The organism is Marinovum sp. 2_MG-2023, from assembly GCF_030548265.1.
Lineage (GTDB): Bacteria > Pseudomonadota > Alphaproteobacteria > Rhodobacterales > Rhodobacteraceae > Marinovum.
Map to the genome: position 1 here is coordinate 523703 of NZ_JAUOSD010000001.1, position 21524 is coordinate 545226.

Consider the following 21524-nt stretch of genomic DNA (forward strand, 5'->3'; position numbering starts at 1 on the left):
AGCGAGGTGAGATGTCAGACCTGATCGACGAGTCCCAAGAGGGCAGGAACGCGCCGGAATATTCGGTGACCGAGGTCTCTGGCGCGATCAAACGCGTGATCGAGGGCGAGTTTTCGCATATTCGCATCAAGGGCGAAGTGGGGCGGGTCTCCAGGCCAAGATCCGGTCATATCTATCTGGATTTGAAGGATGATCGTTCGGTCATTTCTGGTGTGATCTGGAAAGGTGTCGCCGCGCGATTGGCGACCATGCCGGAAGAAGGCATGGAGGTTGTGGCCACTGGTCGGGTGACCACATTTGGCGGGCAATCGAAGTATCAGATTGTCATCGAGGATATTAAACCGGCGGGCGTCGGGGCCCTGATGGCCATGCTGGACAAGCGCAAAAAGGCGCTGGAGGCCGAGGGGCTGTTTGCGACGGATCGCAAGAAGGAGATCCCGTATCTTCCTGAAATAATTGGGGTTGTGACCTCGCCAAGTGGCGCGGTGATCCGGGATATCCTGCATCGATTGCGCGATAGGTTCCCGCGCAAGGTGCTGATCTGGCCGGTGGCGGTTCAAGGCGAAAGATGCGCCCCGGATGTGGCCAAGGCCATTGCCGGCTTTAACGCTCTGACGCCGGGGGGCGCCTTGCCGCGACCTGATTTGTTGATTGTGGCGCGTGGTGGCGGCTCGATCGAGGATCTTTGGGGCTTCAACGAAGAAATCGTTGCCCGCGCTGTTGTGGCGTCGGAAATTCCGTTGATTTCGGCGGTTGGGCATGAAACCGACACGACCCTGATCGACTTTGTGTCGGATCGGCGGGCGCCCACGCCCACAGCGGCGGCGGAAATGGCGGTGCCGGTGCGGTTGGAACTTCTTGCTTGGCTGGATGGTCAGGGCGGTCGTTTGACCCAGGCGCTGACGGGCGGGGTTTCCCAGCGCAAGCAACGGCTTAGGGATCTGTCCCGCGCCCTGCCACGGCCGGATGTTTTGACCGAGGGGCCGCGCCAGCGGCTGGACACCTGGGGCGAGCGTCTGCCAGTGGCGCTGGTGCGTGGGGTCGAACGGCGCCGCGTGATCCTGTCGGAACAATCCGGTGCTTTGCAATTGTCGTCGCTCCGCCGGATGCTGCGCAATGACAAACAACGCACCGAAAAACTGGCGGCCCGACTGGCGCCGGTTCTGGCGGCATCGGTCACCCGGAAACGCGAAAAATTGAATGCAATTCGTGTATCTACGCGGCAAATCGAACGGGATTTAAGGGCGCAAAAAGAGCGGCTTGCATCGCTTTCTTCACGTTTTGAAGGAAGTGCCCAGCGGCAGGTGGCTGGCTGGCGGGATCAACTGGCTGCGGCGGAACGTCTGCGTGAAACATTGGGGTACAAAGCGACCCTGGCGCGCGGCTATGCGGTTGTCCGCGGCGAAGCGGGCGTTGTCACAACAAAATCTGCGGCACAAAACGCAACCGGATTGGAAATAGAATTCGCAGATGGGCGTTTGAAAATCGGCGCGCAGCCCAAAATCAAGGTCAAACCGGCAAAAGCGCCCCCGGAACAGGGCAGCCTGTTGTAACTGGTGTTGTGATGATGTTCGCTATATGTTCACGCTCAGTTAATCAATGAGGGTCATGATGGAACAACGAATTTCGCTGATTACATTGGGCGTGCGCGACATGGCGGCGGTCGCGGCATTTTATGACCAGCTTGGTTGGCGCCGGGTTGAAACACAGGAGGGCGTGATTGCGTTTGATCTGATTGGTCAGACATTGGGTCTGTATCCGCTTGCGGAATTGGCCAAGGATATTGGCGTCGCAGAAGCCAGCCTGGGGCATGGCGCGATGACATTGGGGCACAATCTGGCGGATCGTGCTGCTGTGGATGCGCTGGTGCAACGGGCCGAAGCTGCCGGCGCCACGATCCTGAAAGCGCCGCAAGAGGTGTTCTGGGGCGGCTATCACGCGTATTTCTCAGATCCAGAAGGCAACATCTGGGAAGTGGCGCATAACCCGTTTTCGCCCTTGGCTGCGGATGGGTCGTTTCGCTGGAACGGTCATGGCTGACCCCCGACCCGGAGCGGCCTGCCATTGCGGTGGGCCGGGCCGACACCACAGGGCAGGGTGATGCGCAAGCCGACCAGCATGTGGAGCCTGGAAACGTTGGGCCGGGTGCGGCTGGGACAGCATTTTTATATGCGCGAATTTCTGTATTCAGAAATCGGCAATTTCCACGGCATCGCCAATATCCCGGAATACCCGGATCTGGCGATTTCACGCGGGCGGTCCTTTTGCAACGCGCTGTTGGATCCGATGCAGGACACCTTTGGGCGGGTCGCGGTCCGATCCGGGTATAGATCGCCAGAGCTGAACCGCTATGGCAACGAAAACAAACTGAATTGCGCCCGCAATGACTATCCCCAGGAATGCCATATCTGGGATTTTCCCGATGTTCCGGTGGCCGGGGCCAGCATCGTCATTCCGTGGTTTGCCGACCAGTATGATCGTGGCCGCGATTGGCGCGATCTTGCTTGGTGGATTCACGATCACCTGCCGTTTTCAGAGCTGTGGTTCTTTCCAAAACTCTGCGCCTTCAATATTTCATGGCGGCCAGAGCCCTGGCGGCAGATTTCCAGCTACATCGCGCCGCGCGGCACGTTATTGAAACGCGGGGCCGTCCCGGACATGGCGCTATCCACGCGCCAGCAGCTTTATCAGGATTTTCCGCCATTTCGGGGCCGCGCGGGGTGAATTCTTGGGCGGTTTCCGACGGCGATGTTCAACAATCCGCCCGGTTGCCCCGGACCGCGTTTCCGCACTTTCCTTTGCGCGGGCATTCGATATTGTGGCCGCAAATCCCACAGCAATAGTGGGGACAAATTGGGGGCCTTTGGGTCGAAATGCGCGAGCCGCTCGTCTTTTTACCAGGTTTTATGTGTGACGCACGGGTGTTCGGGCCGCAGGTTCTGGCGCTGAGCGCGGATACGCCTGTGATGGTCGCCCCGGTGACAATCGGCGAACGCGTCGAAGAAATCGCGTCGGCCTTGATGTCGGCGCTGCCCGCCAAATTTGCCTTGGCGGGGTTGGGATTTGGCGGCATCGTCGCCATGGAAGTGATGCGCCGCGCCCCGGAGCGGGTGTTGCGCGTGGCGCTGATGGACACAACCCCCCTGGCCGAAACGCCACAAGAGGCCGCCGCGCGCGAGGCGCGGCTTGTCAAGGCCCGCACGGGGCGCTTGGTCGAAGCTTTGGAAGAAGAGTTGCGATTGTCTGGTCTTGCTGTCTCGCCCGACAGCGCAGAGGTCAGGGCCATGGCGTTGGACATGGGGTTGCACCTGGGGGCAGAGGTCTATGCCCGCCAGACACGTGCCGCAGTGCGCCGTCGCGATCAACAAGCGGTGATGCGCAAATGCAAAGTGCCGGCAATGGTGATGTGTGGCGCGGAAAACGTGGCCCTGCCGGTCAAACGGCATCAATTTCTGTCGACCCTGATCCCCTATGCACGGCTGAAGGTGATCGAAGGTGCCGGTCATATGTCGCCGATGGAACAGCCCGAAGCGGTCATTGAGGCGCTGCGGGATTGGCAGAAACAACCCTTTGTCCTGCAATAGATTTCAGAGCAAATTCGCCGCCTGAAGGTAATGGCGTACCGCGGTTTGCACGTGCCGGAACCGATCCCCGCCCAGATGCTTGCCGCCGTACCATCGCGTGACAATCACCAGGTGGTTGCGGATGTCATCACGTTCCAGCATCCTCAGGATCACATTGCCCGCGCCACTTTCGCCATCGTCGTTCTTGATGGGCGCGTGGTCGAGCAGAACAGCCCAGGTATTATGCGTCGCCTTGGCGAATTTCTTTTGCGTCTTCAGCGCTTTGAGCAGCTCTTTTGCTTCGGCGTCCGACGCACAGGGCGCCCCGGATACCGCATATTTCGATCCGCGGTCGGTCAGGATGTTTTCAAATGTCAGCATGTGTTATGCGCAATCTGGCGGCTCGGGCTGCAATTACCCGAACCGCCAGATCATTGGCGCCTAGTCTTCCAGCGCTTCCAACTCGTCAATGAAACCTTCGATCATCGACAGGCCCTTGTCCCAGAAAGCAGGGTCCGATGCATCAAGGCCAAATGGGGCAAGAAGTTCCTTGTGATGTTTCGATCCGCCGGCCTTCAGCATGTCGAAATACTTCTCCTGGAACCCCTCCGGCTCGGCCTCATAGGCGGCATAAAGTGCGTTCACCAGACCATCGCCAAAGGCATAGGCATAGACGTAGAACGGCGAATGCACGAAATGCGGAATATAGGCCCAGAAGGTTTCATACCCCTCCATGAAGTCGAACACCGGCCCGAGACTTTCGGCCTGTACGGACATCCAGAGCGCATTGATGTCGTCGGGGGTTTGTTCACCTTCCCGGCGCGCCGCGTGCAATTTGCATTCAAAGTCATAGAACGCGATCTGGCGCACCACGGTGTTGATCATGTCCTCGACCTTGCCCGCCAACAGGATCTTGCGGGCCTCTTTCGTTTTCGCGCCCTCCAACATCTTGCGGAAGGTCAGCATTTCGCCGAACACCGATGCGGTTTCCGCCAATGTCAGCGGGGTAGAGGACAGCATTTCGCCCTGATCGGCGGCAAGACGCTGGTGCACGCCATGGCCCAATTCATGCGCCAATGTCATCACATCGCGCGGCTTGCCGAGATAGTTCAGCATCACATAGGGGTGTACGTCGGTCACGGTTGGATGGGCAAAAGCACCCGGCGCTTTGCCCGGTTTTACCGCCGCGTCGATCCAGCCCTTTTCAAAAAACGGCTCGGCCAATTCCGCCATGCGCGGATCAAATCCGGCATAAGCCTCGGTCACGATTTGGCGTGCTTCGTCCCAGCCAACGGTGCGGGTTTCTTCCATCGGCAGGGGCGCGTTGCGGTCCCAGACCTGCATTCGGTCCAGGCCCAACCATTTGGCTTTCAACGCATAATAGCGGTGCGACAGCCGGGGATAGGCGGCAACAACCGCATTGCGCAGCGCTTCGACGACCTCTGGCTCGACATCGTTGGACAGGTGGCGACCGGTCTGGGCGCTGGGCATCTTGCGCCAGCGGTCGACGATTTCCTTTTCCTTGGCTTGCGTGTTGTGCACGCGGGCAAAGATGCGAATGTTTTCGGCAAACACCCGCGCCAATTCGACGCTGGCGGCCTCGCGCTTTGACCGGTCCTGTTCGGTCAAAAGGTTCAGCGTGCCTTCGATGTTCAGCTCTTCGCCGTCAACTTCAAAGGTCAGCCCGGCAATGGTTTCGTCAAACAACCGTTCCCAGGCATCGCCGACAACCCCCAGATCATGCAGGAATTTTTCCAACTCGTCAGAAAGCTGAAAGGGTTTCATCGCCCGAATGCGCCGGAACACCGGGGCATAGCGCGCCAGATCGCCACTTTCGGCCAGAAGCCGTTCGAAATGATCATCACCCAGCCGGTTCAGTTCCAGCGTGAAAAACACCAGCGGCGTGGTGAAATTGGTGATTTTTTCCTGCGCGTCGGACATGAATTTCGCCCGTGCACCGTCGGTGGTCAGCTGGTAATAGCGCAGCCCGGCATAGGACATGATGCGCCCGGCAACAGAGCTGATCTTTTCGTTGCGCTGCACGCATTTCAACAGCTCGGCAGCATCCAGACCGTCCAGCTTGCCTTCGTAATCGGCAGCAAAGCTGGCGCATTCCGTGGCAAGCCAGTCAAGATCGCGGGCCAGTTCGGGGGCATCTTCCCCGGCATAGAGATCGGACAGATCCCATTCCGGCAAATCGCCAAGATCGCGGGTGCCCGCACCGGAATTGGCGTCGCGCACGGGAAAGGGGAGGTTCAACATGAATTTGGCCTTCTGTTCTGGTTGCCCACAGATAAGCCCGGCAAGGTCCAAGGTTCAAGGGAGGGCGCGCCGCCGCCCGGTGGCGGATTGTGTTACGCCGTGACCCGGACCTGATTTTCCTGCTCAAAAGCGGCGTGGAAATGGGCGCAGGTCAGTTCGAATATCCGCGCCCGCATTTCCCTGGCCTCCATCAAGACTTCGTGTTCGCCATTTTCCAGCACCTCCAGCTTGCCCCCGGGCCAGTTGGACATGCGGGTTTGAATATCCGGCACGCTGACAATGCGTTCATTGCTGCCGATAAAGGTCAGACAGGGCAGGTCGGGCGAGGGCATCGCCGCCAGCTGGTGACATTCGCGCAGCGCCTCATGCAACCAATGCAGAGAAGGTCCGCCCAGTTGCAATTCCGGGTGGGTGACCACCTGATCGCGCATGAAATCGAACATGTCGCGGTCGGTGGTCAAAAGATTGTCTTCAAAGGGCGCGGTGGCGACATAGCTGTCTGCCCCGGTCGAGGGCGCGTAATGATGGCTGAGGCCCAGAATTTTGCTGGTCCAGCCCACGGCCCATGCGGCGGGGCGCACCGGGGTCGAAATGCGAATGCCCCACATCGGACCGGTAAAGACCGCGGCAATAACCGGAATCTTGTTGTGCAGGGCGCGCAGGCCAATGCAGCCGCCCATGGAATGACCCAGCAGATACAGCGGTTTCGGCGCGCCCAGTTTGGGCAATGCGGCCAGAACAGCCTGCACATCGCGTTGATAATCGGCAAACACATCCACATGGCCGACCCGTTCGTCGGCCAGCATGCGATCCGACAACCCCTGACCGCGCCAGTCGATGGCAATCACCTCGTATCCGACAGCGGTCAGGTTTTTTGCCAGCGGCCCGTATTTTTCGACATATTCCGTGCGGCCGGGGAAAATAAGATATGTTCCCAGTGGCTTACCTTCTGCGGTGCCGGCGGCAGACCAATGGCCGATACGGATGCGTTTTCCGTCATCGGTGGTCAGCCAGTAGCATTGGCCGTTGTCGGGACCGCGGGCAATGTCGCTGAAATACGGGGCTGGCAAAAGTGTCATCAGGACAAGGCCGATCCCAGTTGCATGGCCAGTCCCATATCGCCATCAACCGTCAGCTTGCCGCTCATGAAGGCGCTGGTCGCATCGAGGTCACCGGCAAGAATGGCCTCGAATGTGTCGGCATCTGCGGTCAGGGTCACATCGCCATCCTCGTCCGATGCGCTGGCGCCGTTTTCATCGACCAGGATCGATCCCTCGCCATCGATGACGAATTTTGCTTTGCCGTCAAAGCCATCGTCGAGCTTTTCGTTCAGCGCCTTGACCGCTGCGGTCACCACATCACTCATTTGCGTTCTCCTAAGTCTGATCGCGGGTAGTATTTCGATCCCGCCGCGTTACATTGGAATAACTATGGATACGATCAGACAACACATCAAACGTAGCGTTGCGGCACTTTCGCTCATAGTCATGTATTCCCTACCTTCGGTTATCGAAGCGGCGGAAACTGACGCGCTTTTGAATCAATTGCGCGAGGCTGAGCCGGTCGAAGCTGCGCGGATTGAAGCCGAGATTGCGCGGCTTTGGTCGCGCTCTGGCTCTGGCGCGATGGATTTGTTGCTGAAACGCGGTCAGGACGCGATGGATGTGCAGGATTTTCCGGCCGCCATTGAACATTTGACCGCCCTGATCGACCATGCGCCGGATTTTGCCGAAGGCTATCACATGCGGGCCATGGCGTATTACAATGCGGATCTGATTGGCCCGTCACTTGGGGATTTGGAAATGGCGCTGCGGTTGAACCCGGACCATTTCGCCGCCCTGCGCGGGCTTGCGGTGATTTTCGAATCTCTTGGCGACAAGAAACGCGCGTTGGACGGATATGAAATGGTCTTGCGCTTGCATCCCAACGATGAAGAAGCGCAAAAGGGTGTCGAGCGGCTGTTGGTCGCGGCCCGCGGCCGTGATCTCTGAACAAGACCCGGAGGACGCGGGATGGCGACCAGTGGACGGACCGTTGCGGTCCTTGGCCCCACCAATACGGGCAAAACGCATTACGCAATCGAGCGCATGTTGGGGCATCGCACAGGCATTATCGGCCTGCCGCTGCGCCTGCTCGCACGCGAGGTTTATGACAAGATCGTTGCTGCGCGCGGGCCTTCTGTGGTCGCGCTGGTCACCGGCGAGGAACGGATCGTGCCGCCGCGCAGCCAATATTGGGTCTGTACAGTCGAAGCCATGCCCGAGGGTATGGGCACAGATTTCGTGGCGATTGACGAAATTCAGCTTTGTGCCGATCCAGAGCGGGGCCATGTGTTTACCGACCGGCTTTTGCGGATGCGTGGCACCCATGAGACGCTGTTCCTTGGGGCCGAAACCATGCGCGGCCCGATTGCTGCATTGGTCAAGGGGGTGGAATTCACCCGCCGCGACCGTCTGAGCCAATTAAGCTATATTGGTTCGAAAAAGATAAGTAGACTGCAACCGCGCAGCGCGATTGTCGGGTTTTCTGTTGAAAATGTATATGCCATCGCAGAGCTGTTGCGGCGGCAAAAGGGCGGTGCAGCGGTGGTGATGGGGGCCTTGTCGCCCCGGACCCGCAATGCCCAGGTGGAACTTTATCAAAACGGCGATGTTGATTTTCTGGTGGCGACGGATGCCATCGGAATGGGGCTGAACCTTGATGTGCATCACGTTGCGTTTTCGGGCCTGTCAAAGTTTGACGGGCGACGGATGCGGGCGCTGGCGCCAAATGAACTGGCCCAGATCGCCGGGCGGGCAGGGCGCGGGATGCGCGATGGCACCTTTGGCGTTACCGGCGAAGCGCCGCCGCTGGATGAAGAGGTGGCAAATGCGATTTGCGACCACCGCTTTACCCCGTTGAAAAAACTGCAATGGCGCAATGCGGCGCTGGAATTCGGCACGATCGACCGGTTGATCGCATCGCTGGAACGCCCGACCGAGGATGACATCCTTGTGCGCACACGCGAATCCGACGACCTGCGGGCGCTGCGCACCCTGGCACAAGAGGATGAGGTCTTTGCCCGCGCATCCAGCCCCGATGCGGTCAGATTGCTGTGGGACGTTTGTCGCATTCCCGATTTTCGCGGCATCAGTGCGGCCGAACATTCCGGGCTTCTGGCGTCGATATTCGGCTTCCTGCATCAGGGCGGCACCATGCCCGACGATTGGCTGGCGCGGCAAATTCGCCGCATTGACCGCATTGATGGTGATATCGACACATTGTCGAAACGATTGGCATATATCCGCACATGGACCTATGTGGCACAGCGTAAGGGCTGGGTCAGTGACGAAAGCCATTGGCGCGGCGAGACTCGCGCTGTAGAAGACAGGCTGTCGGACGCGTTACATGCCGGCCTGACCCAAAGATTTGTTGATCGGCGCACATCTGTGTTGTTGCGGCGGTTGAAGCAGAAGGAGGCCCTCTTGGCCGAAGTGAATGAAAATGGTGAAGTGACGGTCGAGGGCGAATTCGTCGGCCGTCTTGAGGGGTTCCGCTTCCGGCAGGACAAAGATGCGACCGGGCAGGAGGCAAAAACGCTGAAAACCGCGTCGCTTCAGGCATTGAGCCCGCATTTCCATCTGCGCGCGGACCGGTTCTATAATGCGCCTGATACCGAAATCGACTTTACCGAACAGGGTGGGTTGATGTGGGGCGATCAGGCGGTTGGCAAACTTGTCAAAGGCGCGGATCCGCTGAAGCCCGAGGTCAAGGCATTCGTCGATGACGAAGCTGGACCGGATGTGGCACAGAAGGTGCAGCGGCGTTTGCAGCACTTCATTGATCGCAAGGTGTCGACGCTGTTCGAACCGCTTGTCGCGCTGGGCCGTGACGAGGCGCTGAGCGGGTTGGCCAAGGGTTTTGCCTTTCGCATGGTCGAAGGTTTTGGCGTTTTGCCGCGTGCAACGGTCGCGGATGACGTCAAGGCGCTCGATCAGGACGCCCGTGGCGCGCTGCGCAAACATCGCGTGCGTTTCGGTCAGTTCACGATCTTCATGCCGCTGCTGCTGAAACCTGCCCCGACGCGTCTGCGTCTGGTGCTGTGGTCGCTGTGGCAGAACCTTGATATTTTCCCCGAAGCACCGCCGCCCGGTCTGGTCACTGTGCCAACCGATGTGGGTGCGGCGGATGGGGCCGACACGATGTCGGGTTACCGCAAATCCGGGGCCCGCTCGATTCGCATCGACATGCTGGAACGTCTGGCGGATATGTTGCGATCCGAGGACACCCGTGGCGGTTTCGAAGCAAAACCGGACATGCTGTCGATCACCGGCATGACGCTGGAACAGTTTTCCGATCTGATGATGGGGCTGGGCTATCAGGCCGAGCGTGGTGAACGCAGCAAGGTGAAAGCCGCAGATGTCGCGGTCAAAGACACCGCCGAGGGCACCGCCCCGGCCGCAGATGCGCCGATCATGGATGCGGCTGCGCCGGATCTGGCCGAATCGCCTGCGGACATTGCACCGGATATCGGAGCAGACGTTGCAGAGCCGGAGGCCGAAACCGTCGCCGACATCGCGCCAGAGGCCGAGGTTGCCGCGCGCGAAACCGCAGCTACGGTTGATGTCGAGGCCGGTGAAATCGCCCCGGGCGAGGCCGCTGATGCCGAAAAAGCCGCACCAGAAGTCGAAGTGTTCTATACCTTCCGTTGGGGTCGCCCGCGCGGTGATCGCAATCGCGGCGGCGAGCGTAATCGTGGTGCTGGACGTGGCGACAACGCGGGCGGTGATGCCGGCGCGCAGGATGGTAAATCCAACGGCAAACCGCGTGGCAAACGCCCCGCGCGCGACGGTGGCAAACCGGGCGGCAAACCCGGCCACAAGGCGGGCGGCCGCAAGGGCGACCGTCATGGCGGCAAGAAAAACGACAATGGCCCGCGCAAATTCAGCGCACGACCAGAGAAAAAGGACCGGATCGACCCGGACAATCCTTTTGCCGCGGCGCTTATGGGGCTCAAGGACAAGGGTTAGACTTTGGCCGCAAACGACAAACTGCGCCTGGACAAATGGCTGTGGCAGGCGCGGTTTTTCAAGACACGGACATTGGCGGCACGCATCATCTCGACCGAGGGGGTGCGTGTTGATGGTGTTCGTGTGTCCAAACCCAGCCGCACCATCAGCCCGGGGGATGTTCTGACATTTCTGCAGGCCCGTCGCGTCCGGGTGGTGCGGGTTGTGACGTTGGGTGATCGGCGCGGTCCGGCCTCGGAGGCACAGGCGCTTTACGAAGATTTGTCCCCGCCGGAGCCGAAATCCGAGGACAAGCCGCCCAGAAATCCGGCATTTGAAGGAAAGGGGCGTCCGACAAAGCGGGATCGGCGAAACCTCGATCTTAACCGGCTTCGCCCGCTTGAATGATCCGGCCTGCTGGATTACCTACCGCTGCGACAGCATGAAAGAGACGCCCCATGACCTATATCGTCAACGATGCTTGCATCGCCTGTAAATACACCGACTGTGTCGAAGTATGCCCGGTGGATTGCTTCTACGAAGGCGAGAACATGTTGGTGATTCACCCGGATGAATGTATTGATTGCGGTGTGTGTGAACCGGAATGCCCCGCCGATGCCATCCGCCCGGACACCGAGCCGGACATGGAAAAATGGGTGGAATTCAACCGAAAATACTCTGAACTGTGGCCGGTCATCATCACCAAGAAAGACCAATTGCCCGAAGCCGCAGAACGCGATGGCGAAACTGGCAAGCTCGAGAAATATTTCTCGGAAGCACCGGGCGAGGGCGGTTGACCCGACGGAAATGATTCGCGGTCAAAGGCGATAAATCCGGGTAAACGGGCCCGGATTTTCGATCTAACCTGTTGAATTTTCAACAGCTATCCCGGCATTCGCGTTAATATGCTGGAAATCGTATCCGTTTTGTGGCATATTGCCCTGTACATGATTTACATTCCCCACTTAGATCAGGTTCGTCTGCACCTGATCAGCTGACAGCGGCTCATAGAAAACCGGCACACGGAGAGGATTGTTCCCCGTGCGGTCTTTTTTGTCGTTTGATGCATGGGGACATGCGAGGAAGGACTGCATGACCAAATCGAAGAAAAATGAGTTCCGCCCGAACGACTATGTGGTCTATCCCGCCCATGGCGTGGGCCAGATCCTGTCGATCGACAAGGAAGAAATTGCCGGTATCCCGTTGGAGTTGTTTGTGATTTCCTTCGAGAAGGACAAAATGACCCTGCGCGTGCCGACCAACAAAGCCACTGAAATCGGCATGCGTTCGCTCAGCTCGCCCGATGTGATCGAGCGCGCCCTGACCACGCTGAAGGGCAAGGCCCGTGTCAAACGTGCCATGTGGTCCCGTCGGGCCCAGGAATACGAGCAAAAGATCAACTCTGGCGATCTGATTTCCATTGCCGAAGTGGTGCGCGACCTGCACCGCAACGATGAACAGCGCGAACAGAGCTATTCCGAACGTCAGCTTTATGAAGCCGCGTTGGAACGTCTGACACGCGAAGTGGCCGCTGTGGCCGGTGGCGACGAAGTGGCAGCCGCCAAACAGGTGGATGAGGTGCTTTTGTCGCGCGCGGCCTGATCTGCGAAACCTGATAAAATCCTATCCAAGGCCCGTGCGAGCGATCGCGCGGGCCTTTTCCATGCTTGCATCTGCGGCAAGTTGCGAATGAAAATCATTTGTAACTATTTGATTTTCTTGATTTTTCCAAGCTGTGCGTTTAGATGAATGCCCAGGGTGCCGTCTGCCCGCAATGCTGGTTAGGAAAACCAATGTCCCCAATTGCAATTGGCGTGCTTGCTTTGTCGATGTCGGTGGATGCCTTTGTGGCGGCGTTGGGAAAAGGCGCAAAATCCGGGGCAGGGACCGAGGGTGGGTCAGAGGGTGAAAATCGCCCGAGCCTTGGCTTTGCGCTCAGGACCGGCGCGATATTCGGCGCGGTCGAGGCGGTGACGCCGTTGATTGGTTGGGCGCTGGGCCAATCCGCCAGCCCGTTTATCGCGGCCTTTGATCATTGGATCGCGTTTGTGCTTCTGGTGGCGGTTGGTCTGCACATGCTGGTTCAGGCCTGTCGCCCCCGGGCCGTGGGGTATGCCGTCGCGGGACGGGTATCGGTCTGGATGACGCTGGCCACGGCTTTGGGCACCTCGATTGATGCGATGGTGGTTGGGGTGTCGCTGGCGTTTCTGGACGTCAATATCTTGGTTGTCGCCGCTGCCATTGGCTGTGCCACACTGGTGACCAGCACATCCGGTGTCCTGCTTGGGCGCTTCATTGGCCAACGGTATGGCCGTATTGCCGAAGGCACCGGCGGCAGCATTCTGATCGCGCTGGGATCGGTCATTCTGGTGCAACATCTGACCGCCGGTTAGGGGGACGCGGCCCTAAGCCGCGTCATCCTTTTGCAATTGCGCCAACAGAAGCGCCCCGAGGTCGGCCTCCAGCTCCTTGGCGCGGGCGATATAGGGCTCGTTCTCAATCGAAGGAATGTCATCGCGCCACAGCGCGGCCAGCTCGGCCACGGAATGACGGTCATGTTGATAGAACACCTTTTCCGCCTCTGCGGCCTCGTATTCCGTCAACCCGACGTTTTCCAACACATAGCGTCCCGCCCGCAGCGAGGAATCGAACAATTCCCGCACGATGTCATTCGCCCCGGCCTGATAGAGTTTGAACGCATGGGTGCGATCACGGGCGCGGGCAATGATATGCAAATCAGGCCGTTCGCGGCGCGCCAGCGCGACAAGCCCGGTGGCCGCCGCCGGGTTATCCAAGGCCACCACCAGCACCCGTGCCTCGCGCAGACCGGCGGCATGCAACAGCTCGGGGCGGGTGGGATCCCCGTAGAAGCCCTTGAACCCGAAACGCCGCATCAGCTCGATTGTTTTCATGTTGTTGTCGAGCACCACGGTCTTGAACCCCGAGGATTGCACCAACCGGTTGACGATCTGGCCAAAACGGCCAACCCCGGCGATGATCACCGGACCTTTTTCGTCGATAACGTCCTCTTCATAGGTTTCCGCCCCGTCGTGCATCCGGCGCGACAGATATTCATACAGGATGAACAGCAGCGGTGTGATCAGCATCGACAGCGCCACCACCAGCAGCAATGTTTGCGACAATTCCGGCGCTAGAATGTGCTGGTTGACCGAAAAGGAGATCAGCACAAACCCGAACTCCCCCGCCTGGGCAAGGCTGAGCGTGAACAGCCAACGGTTTCGCCCCTTCAATTTGAACAGGATCGCCAGCAGGAAAAGCACCGCGCCCTTGGCCAGAATAACCGCCAGCGTCAACCCAAGGATTTTCAGCGGGGCATCAAACAGGGTGGGGAAGTCGATCCCGGCGCCCACGGTGATGAAAAACAACCCCAGCAGCAGGCCCTTGAACGGTTCGATATCGCTTTCCAGCTCGTGCCGAAATTCCGAGTTCGCCAGCACAACCCCCGCCAGAAAGGTGCCCAACGCAGGCGACAGGCCGACCAGGATCATCAAGGTGCCGATGCCGACAACAATCAGCAGGGCGAGGGCGGTGTTCAATTCGCGCAATCGCGCCGCATGAATAAAGCGGAACGCCGGCCGCACAAGGTAGATCCCCGCCAGGATGATCGCCGCCACCGCGCCCAGGGTGACAAGGGTCACACCCCACCCCGGCAGCCCCTCGACCAGTGACATCGAATGTTCCGCCGCCGTCTTGGCCTCGTTCGAGGGCAGTATGATCGCGCCGTCCGGGGCAATCGCCGCCTGGGGGATGACCGCCAGCAGTGGCAAAAGCGCCAGCATCGGGATGACCGCGATGTCCTGGGTCAAGAGCACGGAAAACGCGGACCGTCCGCCGCCGGTTTGCATCAACCCTTTTTCCGACAGGGTTTGCAGTACGATTGCGGTGGACGACAGGGCAAAGATCAACCCCACCGCCAGCGCCACCGGCCAGACCAATCCCAAAAGCATCGCGCCGCCCATGATCAACAGGGTCGACAGGGTGATTTGCAACCCGCCCAACCCTATCAATTTGTGACGCATGTCCCATAAGGTGCGGGGTTCCAGTTCCAGACCGATCAGAAACAACATCATCACAACGCCGAATTCGGCAAAATGCTGCAATTCCTGTGTTTCATGACCGCCGACAAAGCCGAATATCGGCCCGATCACGATGCCGGCCGCCAGATAGCCCAACACCGAGCCCAACCCAAACCGCGACGCGATTGGCACGGCGATCACCGCAGCGGCGAGAAACACGGTGGCCTGAAAAAGAAAACTTTCCATAGATAAATTCCTGCTGATTGCGGCCATTGTGCAGGGCGGGGCAGGGATGAACAAGCGGCCATTGCCCGCTTGGCATGATCTGTGCCGTCAGCTGCCTAAAGTGGCAGCGGCGCATCCTGTTTCAGCTGATCCATGACAATCTGGCTCTGGATGCGGGCCACCGCGCGATGCGGCAGCAACACGTCATGGATCAGCCGGTTCAACGCCGCCAAATCGCGGCAATAGACCCGGAGCAGGAAATCCGCCTCTCCGGTCAGGGTCCAGGTGCTGACAATTTCCGGCTGGGATTGCATCAATCTCGAAAGACTCTCGCCGTCTTCGGGGCGCTGGCTGGCCAATTGGACCTGCACAAAGGCCTGCACCCCAAGCCCAAGCCGCGCGGCATCCAATTTGGCACCATAAGCCCGGATATATCCCTCGGCCTCCAGCCTTTGACGGCGCCGCCCGGCCTGACTTGGCGACAGGTTCAGCGCCTCGCCCAGTTCATTGGCGGTCAGATGGGCGTTTTCCTGTAACAGCCGCAACAGCTTGCGGTCAGAAGAATCGAGCATATGCGTATTTCCCGCATCTTTTAGACAGAAATCGTAATTCTGCCGCGAAATTATAAAAGGTCATGCCGAATTATGCGCACATCCCCGGATTGGTCAACGCTACACTCCACATATCAAAACAGGATATCAGGAGACGCGCTATGGGACCGTTCCCGCACGAAGCCCCGAAATCGACCATCACCGCGGAAAACCCCGCCGGCACTGACGGTTTCGAATTTGTCGAATTTGCCCACCCGGAACCACAAGAGTTGCGCGACCTGTTTTCCCGCATGGGTTACGAACATGTGGCCACCCATAAATCCAAGGCGATCGAGCTTTGGCAGCAGGGCGACATCACCTATGTGCTGAACGCCGAACCGGGAAGTTTCGCCGCCAAATTTGTCGAGGAGCATGGACCCTGTGCGCCGTCGATGGGCTGGCGTGTTGTCGACGCCCAACGTGCGTTTGATCATGCGGTGGCCAAGGGGGCCGAACCCTATGAAGGCAACGACAAGACCATGGATGTCCCCGCGATCAAGGGCATCGGCGGCAGCCTGATCTATTTCATCGACCAATATTATGAAACTTCGCCCTACAACGAAGACTTCAACTGGATCGCACAATCCAAGCCGCGCGGCGTGGGTTTCTACTACCTCGATCACCTGACCCATAACGTGTTCAAGGGCAATATGGACAAATGGTTCGGCTTTTATGGCGATCTGTTCAACTTTCGTGAAATCCGGTTCTTTGACATTCAAGGCAAATTCACCGGCTTGTTTTCCCGTGCGTTGACATCGCCCTGTGGCCGCATCCGCATTCCGATCAACGAAGATCGCGGCGAAACTGGCCAGATCGTTGCTTACCTCAAGAAATACAATGGCGAGGGCATTCAGCATATCGCCGTCGGGTCACATGATATCTATGACGCGACCGATGCGATTGCGGCCAAAGGTGTGAAGTTCATGCCGGGCCCGCCCGAAACCTATTACAAAATGTCCTATGATCGGGTCAAAGGGCATGACGAACCGCTGGATCGAATGAAGACACATGGCATTCTGATTGACGGCGAAGGCGTGGTCGACGGTGGCGAAACCCGCATTCTGTTGCAGATCTTCTCAAAGACAGTGATCGGCCCGATCTTCTTTGAATTCATCCAGCGCAAAGGCGACGATGGGTTTGGCGAAGGCAATTTCAAAGCCTTGTTTGAAAGCATCGAACAGGAACAGATCGACAACGGCGAACTGGCCCCGGTCAAGTAACTGCGCCGCGGTCCCGGACGTGATCCGGGACCTCTCGCCAAATTTCGATGAGGTCCCGGATCATGTCCGGGACTCCCCCTGCGCCGCGCCGTCGTTTCCCTGGGTGACACCGTCATGCACCGCCCTATGATCAGCAGCAAAGTGATCACTTAGGGGGCTGCCATGGGCAATCTGGAACAACGCATCGCGCAGGCGCGCGGGGATGAAACGGCGGATCTGGTCCTGCGCGGCGGGCAGGTGTTCTGCCTTGTGACCGGTGACTTCATCACCGGGGATGTGGCGATCTGTGGCGACCGGATCGTGGGCATCGGCGCAGAATATGATGGGCGCGAGGTGGTCGATGTCTCGGGCCTGACGTTGGTGCCCGGGTTCATCGACACGCATCTGCATATCGAAAGCTCGTTGATCACCCCCTTTGAATTCGACCGCTGTGTTGCCCCGCGCGGTGTGACCACGGCGATTTGTGATCCGCATGAAATTGCCAATGTCGTTGGGCTAGACGGTATACGCTATTTCCAGAAGGCCAGCGAGCACACGCTGATGGACATTCGCGTGCAACTGTCATCCTGCGTGCCCTCAACCGATATGGAGACCTCGGGCGCCAGGATCGAAGCCGATGATCTGGCCCAGGTGATGGGGCACCCGTCTGCTATCGGATTGGCGGAATTCATGAATTACCCCGGCGTGATCTTTCGCGATCCGCGCGCCATGGCCAAACTGCGCCTGTTCGAAAACGCCCATATTGACGGCCATTGCCCGCAGCTCTCGGGCAAGGATCTGAACGCCTATGTCGCGGCAGGCATCCGAACCGAACATGAGGCGACCACGGCGGAAGAGGCGCGCGAAAAGCTGCAAAAAGGCATGCGGGTGCTAATCCGCGAAGGCTCGGTATCCAAGGATCTCGAGGCGCTGGCAGAGCTGCTGACCGAACGGACCAGCGCCTATATGTGCCTGTGCACCGATGACCGCAATCCTCTGGACATCGCGGATCATGGCCATCTGGATTACATGATCCGTCGGCTGATCGAACGCGGCGTGCCGCCACTGGCCGCCTATCGCGCCGGATCGCTGTCTGCCGCCGAAGCCTTCGGCCTGAAGGATCGCGGCATGATCGCGCCGGGCCTGCGCGCGGATATCGTTGCAATCGACACTTTGGAGGGATGCCATGCGCAGATGGTTTTCTGTGCGGGGCAACGTGTTGATGATGCGGCATTTGCGGCCCGTGGCCATGTCGATGTTGTGGGGCGCAATTCAGTCAAAGCGCCCCGCGTCAGCGCCGCCGATTTCCGCGCCACCGGCAATCGCAGCGCCACCGATGTGATCGGCATTATCGAAGGCAAGATCATCACCGAACACCTGACAGAGGTAATAGCAATCGAAGACGGCGACAAACGCCCAGACGCCGCGCGCGATCTGGCGCGCATCGCGGTGGTCGAACGTCATGGCAAAAACGGCAATATCGCCACCGGTTTCGTGCGCGGCTTCGGAATGAAGGACGGGGCTATTGCCTCGACCGTCTGTCACGATCACCACAATATCGCTTGCGTTGGCATGGATTATACCGACATGGCAATCGCGGCAAATCGCCTGTCAGAAATAGAAGGCGGGTTCGTCGTGGTGCAAGGGGGGAAGGTGTTGGCCGAACTTGCCCTGCCGGTGGCGGGACTCATGAGCCTTGAGCCCTTCGAAGTGGTGCATCAGCATTTGATCTCGCTGCGCGACGCCGCGCGCTCGCTTGGCGTGGTTTTGGAAGAACCTTTCCTGCAGCTGGCATTTCTTGCACTACCGGTTATCCCGGCCTTGAAAATCACCGACCGCGGTATGGTGGACGTGGTGAAATTCGAGATCATTCCCGGCTGACCCTGGCACGGGGCAGGGGACAATGTTCACCGAAACTGCAAAAGGGGGCCAGCCCCCTCGGCCTTTGGCCTCACCCCCGGGATATTTCTGGTCAGATGAAAGTCGTAGCTCGTTGGTTTCTTCTTCTGTTTGAAAATATCCTGGGGGGTCTGGGGGGCTAGCCCCCCAGCCTGTCGGCGCGCCCCGGCGCGACGAGATCACAAAATGGGGTAAAGGCCGTTAAATCGGGTAGGTCTGGGCCATATCAGCAATCCCCGACCTGCAATGCTGGGTCATGAACTCGACAAATCGGCGGATCTTGGGATCCTGCAAGCGGCGGTGTGGGTACAGACAGCCGAAAATTGAGGGACGCGGCGGTGTGGCGGGAAGCACCTCACATAAATTTCCTGCTGTCAGATGGCCCGTGATCAGGAAACGCGGCACATTTGCAATCCCTTGCCCCGCAAGGGCCCAATTGATCAGCACATCGGTGTCGTCCGCGTCGAATTTGCCGGCCACATCCATTTTGCGCGGTCCGTCTGCTGTGTCCAACAACCAGAAATATTCTGGTGAGCGGGGATAGCGCAGCAACAGACAATTGTGATCCGCCGACAGCAAGGCGTCGGCGTTTTGCGGTGTGCCGTGGCGCGCCAGATAGTCAGGGGCCGCGCACAGGACCCGGTTGCATTCTGCAATTTTGCGCAGGGTGAGGTTGCTCTCTTTTGGAATGCCGATAAAGAACGCGACGTCGAGACGTTCACCCAGAATGTCCACCTGGCGGTCCGACAGGCGCATTTGAACCTGGCATTCCGGGTAGAGGTCGGTGAATTTTGGCACCAGTGGCGCAATGATCCGACGCCCGACCCCCAGCGGTGCTGTTACCCGGATCACGCCACGCGGTGTGTCCGAGAAATTTGCCACCACCGCTTCGGCGTCTTCCAGCGCGGCCAGCGCCTGGCGCGCGTGGTCGTAGAACACCCGCCCCACCTCGGTCGGGGTCAGCGATCTTGTCGTGCGATTGAACAGCCGCACGCCCAGGTGTTTTTCCAGCTCCTTGATCCGTTTGCTGGCCACAGCCGGCGTCAGGCGAAGATCGCGGCCGCCCGATGTGATCGACCCCAATTCCACCACGCGCACAAAGACTCGAAGGCTTTCGACATAAGGCATTGGCGTGGCTCAATTTCCCGGAAGGTTTCCGAAGTCTACCCCCAAGGCGGGCCGTTTATCAACGATCTGTTGAAAGTATTTGCCAATTGCGACCGTATTTGTTGAACGAAAATGAGCGTAAAACCACCGCAAGGCCAAGCACACCAGCGGGAGACGCCAGATGCAGGAACGCCATGAAATCCACTTTTTGTTGAACGGCCAACCGGTCTCGTTGCCTGATGTGGGCGCGTCGCAGACCCTGTTGGACTTCCTTCGGATCAATCGCCGTTTGACCGGCAGCAAAGAGGGCTGCGCCGAGGGCGATTGCGGCGCTTGTACCGTTCTGGTTGGCCGATTGGCGGCGGATGGGCTGCGCTATGAGGCGGTGAATGCCTGCATTCGGTTCCTGGCGACGCTTGATGGCTGTCACGTGGTCACGATTGAACATCTGCGCGGATCAGGGGGCGGATTACATCCGGTGCAACAGGCGATGGTCGATTTCCACGGCTCCCAGTGCGGCTTTTGCACGCCCGGTTTCATCATGTCGCTTTATGCGCTGTGGATGGAGGTGCCGGAGCCAAGTCCGGCACAGGTCGAGACCGCGATTCAGGGCAATCTTTGCCGCTGTACCGGGTATGAGCCGATCATCCGCGCTGCGGTGGCCGTCAGCCGGTATGGCACGCCAAGCGCCGATCTGCTGATGCAGGAACGCGACCGGGTGACGGCGGCGCTGACCGCTATGCAGGATGGCAACCGGGTGGTGACAGGGCCAGAGGACAACCGCGCCATCCTGCCCGGCAGTGTCGATGATTTCGCCGAAGTCTATGCCGGGATGCCGGATGCCACCATTGTGGCCGGGGCGACGGATGTGGCGCTTTGGGTGACCAAGTTCCTGAAACCCATCGGTCCGGCGATCTTCATCGGCCATCTTGATGGGTTGAAGGGGATCGAAGTCTCGGACACCGAGGTTCGCATCGGCGCCGGTGTCAGCTATTCCGAATTCGGCCCGGTGGTGGCAGAGCATTTCCCGCATCTGGACGAATATTGGAACCGTATTGCCGGTTGGCAGGTGCGCAACATGGGCACGATTGGCGGCAATATCGCCAATGGCTCGCCCATTGGTGACACGCCGCCGGTGTTGATTGCCATGGGGGCCGAGGTGGTGCTGCGCCGGGGGGGCGCGCAACGGGTTCTGCCGCTGGCCGACTTCTTTATCGACTATGGCAAGCAGGATCGTGCGCCGGGTGAATTCGTCGCCGAAATCCGCGTGCCGCTGCCGAAACCGGGCGACATGCATGCCGCCTACAAGATCTCAAAGCGGCGGGACGAGGATATTTCCTCGGTGGCGGCCGGGTTCGCCGTGACCATTGAGGAGGGCGTCATCACCGTCGCGCGACTGGCCTTTGGCGGTATGGCTGCGACGCCGAAGAGGGCCGCCAGGACCGAAGAGGCCTTGATCGGCCAACCCTGGTGCGAGGCGACATTCGACGCCGCCGCCGATCACATGGCACAGGATTTCACACCGCTCACGGATTGGCGTGCCACGTCGGATTACCGCGCGATGGCCGCTGCCAACCTGCTGCGCCGGTTTTTCCACGAGCATTCCGGCAAAACGCCGGTCCGGCTGGCCGTGGCATAAGGGGAGGGTAGGACC

Annotated in this window: 20 protein-coding genes; 13 read left to right on the plus strand and 7 right to left on the minus strand. The window is 59.3% G+C overall.

Translation table 11 applies throughout. From position 1 onward, the window contains the following. Window positions 1-11: 11 nt before the first annotated feature. The 4 genes from xseA (at window position 12) to Q4577_RS02650 (ending at window position 3584) form a co-directional block, all read left to right on the plus strand. Window positions 12-1553 (plus strand): exodeoxyribonuclease VII large subunit, encoded by a 1542-nt coding sequence (gene xseA, locus Q4577_RS02635; protein WP_303466658.1) that lies wholly within the window; start codon window positions 12-14, stop codon window positions 1551-1553. Between the two features lie 58 nt (window positions 1554-1611). Continuing rightward, window positions 1612-2040, plus strand: coding sequence for a VOC family protein (locus tag Q4577_RS02640; RefSeq protein WP_303466657.1), 429 nt, complete (start codon window positions 1612-1614; stop codon window positions 2038-2040). A 78-nt stretch (window positions 2041-2118) separates the two neighbouring features. Next, window positions 2119-2724, plus strand: a complete 606-nt coding sequence (locus Q4577_RS02645) for a hypothetical protein (protein ID WP_303467438.1) — start codon at window positions 2119-2121, stop codon at window positions 2722-2724. Window positions 2725-2873: 149 nt separating this feature from the next. Then, window positions 2874-3584 (plus strand): alpha/beta fold hydrolase, encoded by a 711-nt coding sequence (locus tag Q4577_RS02650; RefSeq protein ID WP_303466656.1) that lies wholly within the window; start codon window positions 2874-2876, stop codon window positions 3582-3584. 3 nt (window positions 3585-3587) lie between these two features. Here the strand turns inward: Q4577_RS02650 and Q4577_RS02655 are convergent, their stop codons facing one another. From Q4577_RS02655 to Q4577_RS02670, 4 genes are all read right to left on the minus strand, one after another. Then, window positions 3588-3944 carry a YigZ family protein gene (locus Q4577_RS02655; RefSeq protein WP_303466655.1) on the minus strand — a complete coding sequence of 119 codons (357 nt, stop codon included), beginning with the start codon at window positions 3942-3944 and terminating at the stop codon, window positions 3588-3590. Window positions 3945-4004: 60 nt separating this feature from the next. Beyond that, window positions 4005-5825, minus strand: coding sequence for a M3 family oligoendopeptidase (locus tag Q4577_RS02660; RefSeq protein WP_244691333.1), 1821 nt, complete (start codon window positions 5823-5825; stop codon window positions 4005-4007). A 92-nt stretch (window positions 5826-5917) separates the two neighbouring features. After that, window positions 5918-6904, minus strand: a complete 987-nt coding sequence (locus tag Q4577_RS02665) for an alpha/beta fold hydrolase (RefSeq protein WP_303466653.1) — start codon at window positions 6902-6904, stop codon at window positions 5918-5920. After that, window positions 6904-7191, minus strand: a complete 288-nt coding sequence (locus tag Q4577_RS02670; RefSeq protein WP_244691331.1) for an SCP2 sterol-binding domain-containing protein — start codon at window positions 7189-7191, stop codon at window positions 6904-6906. The genes Q4577_RS02665 and Q4577_RS02670 overlap by 1 nt, the downstream gene beginning before the upstream one ends. Before the next feature lie 64 nt (window positions 7192-7255). Here Q4577_RS02670 and Q4577_RS02675 point away from each other — a divergent pair, with 64 nt between their 5' ends. From Q4577_RS02675 to Q4577_RS02700, 6 genes are all read left to right on the plus strand, one after another. Further along, window positions 7256-7816, plus strand: coding sequence for a tetratricopeptide repeat protein (locus Q4577_RS02675; RefSeq protein ID WP_303466652.1), 561 nt, complete (start codon window positions 7256-7258; stop codon window positions 7814-7816). Between the two features lie 21 nt (window positions 7817-7837). Beyond that, a complete protein-coding gene (locus Q4577_RS02680; RefSeq protein ID WP_303466651.1) occupies window positions 7838-10834 on the plus strand; it encodes a helicase-related protein in 2997 nt (998 codons plus the stop codon). Window positions 10835-10837: 3 nt separating this feature from the next. Next, window positions 10838-11221, plus strand: a complete 384-nt coding sequence (locus Q4577_RS02685) for an RNA-binding S4 domain-containing protein (RefSeq protein WP_303466650.1) — start codon at window positions 10838-10840, stop codon at window positions 11219-11221. A gap of 50 nt (window positions 11222-11271) precedes the next feature. After that, on the plus strand, window positions 11272-11610 hold the full coding sequence (gene fdxA, locus Q4577_RS02690; RefSeq protein ID WP_244691328.1) for a ferredoxin FdxA: 339 nt from the start codon (window positions 11272-11274) through the stop codon (window positions 11608-11610). Between the two features lie 295 nt (window positions 11611-11905). Next, on the plus strand, window positions 11906-12415 hold the full coding sequence (locus tag Q4577_RS02695; protein ID WP_244691327.1) for a CarD family transcriptional regulator: 510 nt from the start codon (window positions 11906-11908) through the stop codon (window positions 12413-12415). A gap of 191 nt (window positions 12416-12606) precedes the next feature. Beyond that, window positions 12607-13206 carry a manganese efflux pump MntP family protein gene (locus Q4577_RS02700; RefSeq protein WP_303466649.1) on the plus strand — a complete coding sequence of 200 codons (600 nt, stop codon included), beginning with the start codon at window positions 12607-12609 and terminating at the stop codon, window positions 13204-13206. 12 nt (window positions 13207-13218) lie between these two features. Here Q4577_RS02700 and Q4577_RS02705 read toward each other — a convergent pair whose 3' ends face one another. Next, window positions 13219-15096 (minus strand): monovalent cation:proton antiporter-2 (CPA2) family protein, encoded by a 1878-nt coding sequence (locus tag Q4577_RS02705; protein ID WP_303466648.1) that lies wholly within the window; start codon window positions 15094-15096, stop codon window positions 13219-13221. Window positions 15097-15191: 95 nt separating this feature from the next. After that, complete coding sequence (locus Q4577_RS02710; RefSeq protein WP_244691325.1) at window positions 15192-15647, minus strand: Lrp/AsnC family transcriptional regulator; 456 nt, start codon at window positions 15645-15647, stop codon at window positions 15192-15194. 140 nt (window positions 15648-15787) lie between these two features. Between Q4577_RS02710 and hppD the strand changes: the two genes are divergently transcribed. Together hppD and ade are read left to right on the plus strand one after the other, a co-directional pair. Further along, on the plus strand, window positions 15788-16885 hold the full coding sequence (gene hppD, locus Q4577_RS02715; RefSeq protein WP_303466647.1) for a 4-hydroxyphenylpyruvate dioxygenase: 1098 nt from the start codon (window positions 15788-15790) through the stop codon (window positions 16883-16885). Window positions 16886-17047: 162 nt separating this feature from the next. Beyond that, the gene (ade, locus tag Q4577_RS02720; protein ID WP_303466646.1) at window positions 17048-18745 is read left to right on the plus strand and encodes an adenine deaminase; all 1698 of its coding nucleotides are present in this window, start codon (window positions 17048-17050) and stop codon (window positions 18743-18745) included. 219 nt (window positions 18746-18964) lie between these two features. Here ade and Q4577_RS02725 read toward each other — a convergent pair whose 3' ends face one another. Beyond that, complete coding sequence (locus Q4577_RS02725; protein WP_303466645.1) at window positions 18965-19891, minus strand: LysR family transcriptional regulator; 927 nt, start codon at window positions 19889-19891, stop codon at window positions 18965-18967. Window positions 19892-20051: 160 nt separating this feature from the next. Here Q4577_RS02725 and xdhA point away from each other — a divergent pair, with 160 nt between their 5' ends. Next, a complete protein-coding gene (gene xdhA, locus Q4577_RS02730; RefSeq protein WP_303466644.1) occupies window positions 20052-21509 on the plus strand; it encodes a xanthine dehydrogenase small subunit in 1458 nt (485 codons plus the stop codon). The last annotated feature ends 15 nt before the right edge of the window (window positions 21510-21524 follow it).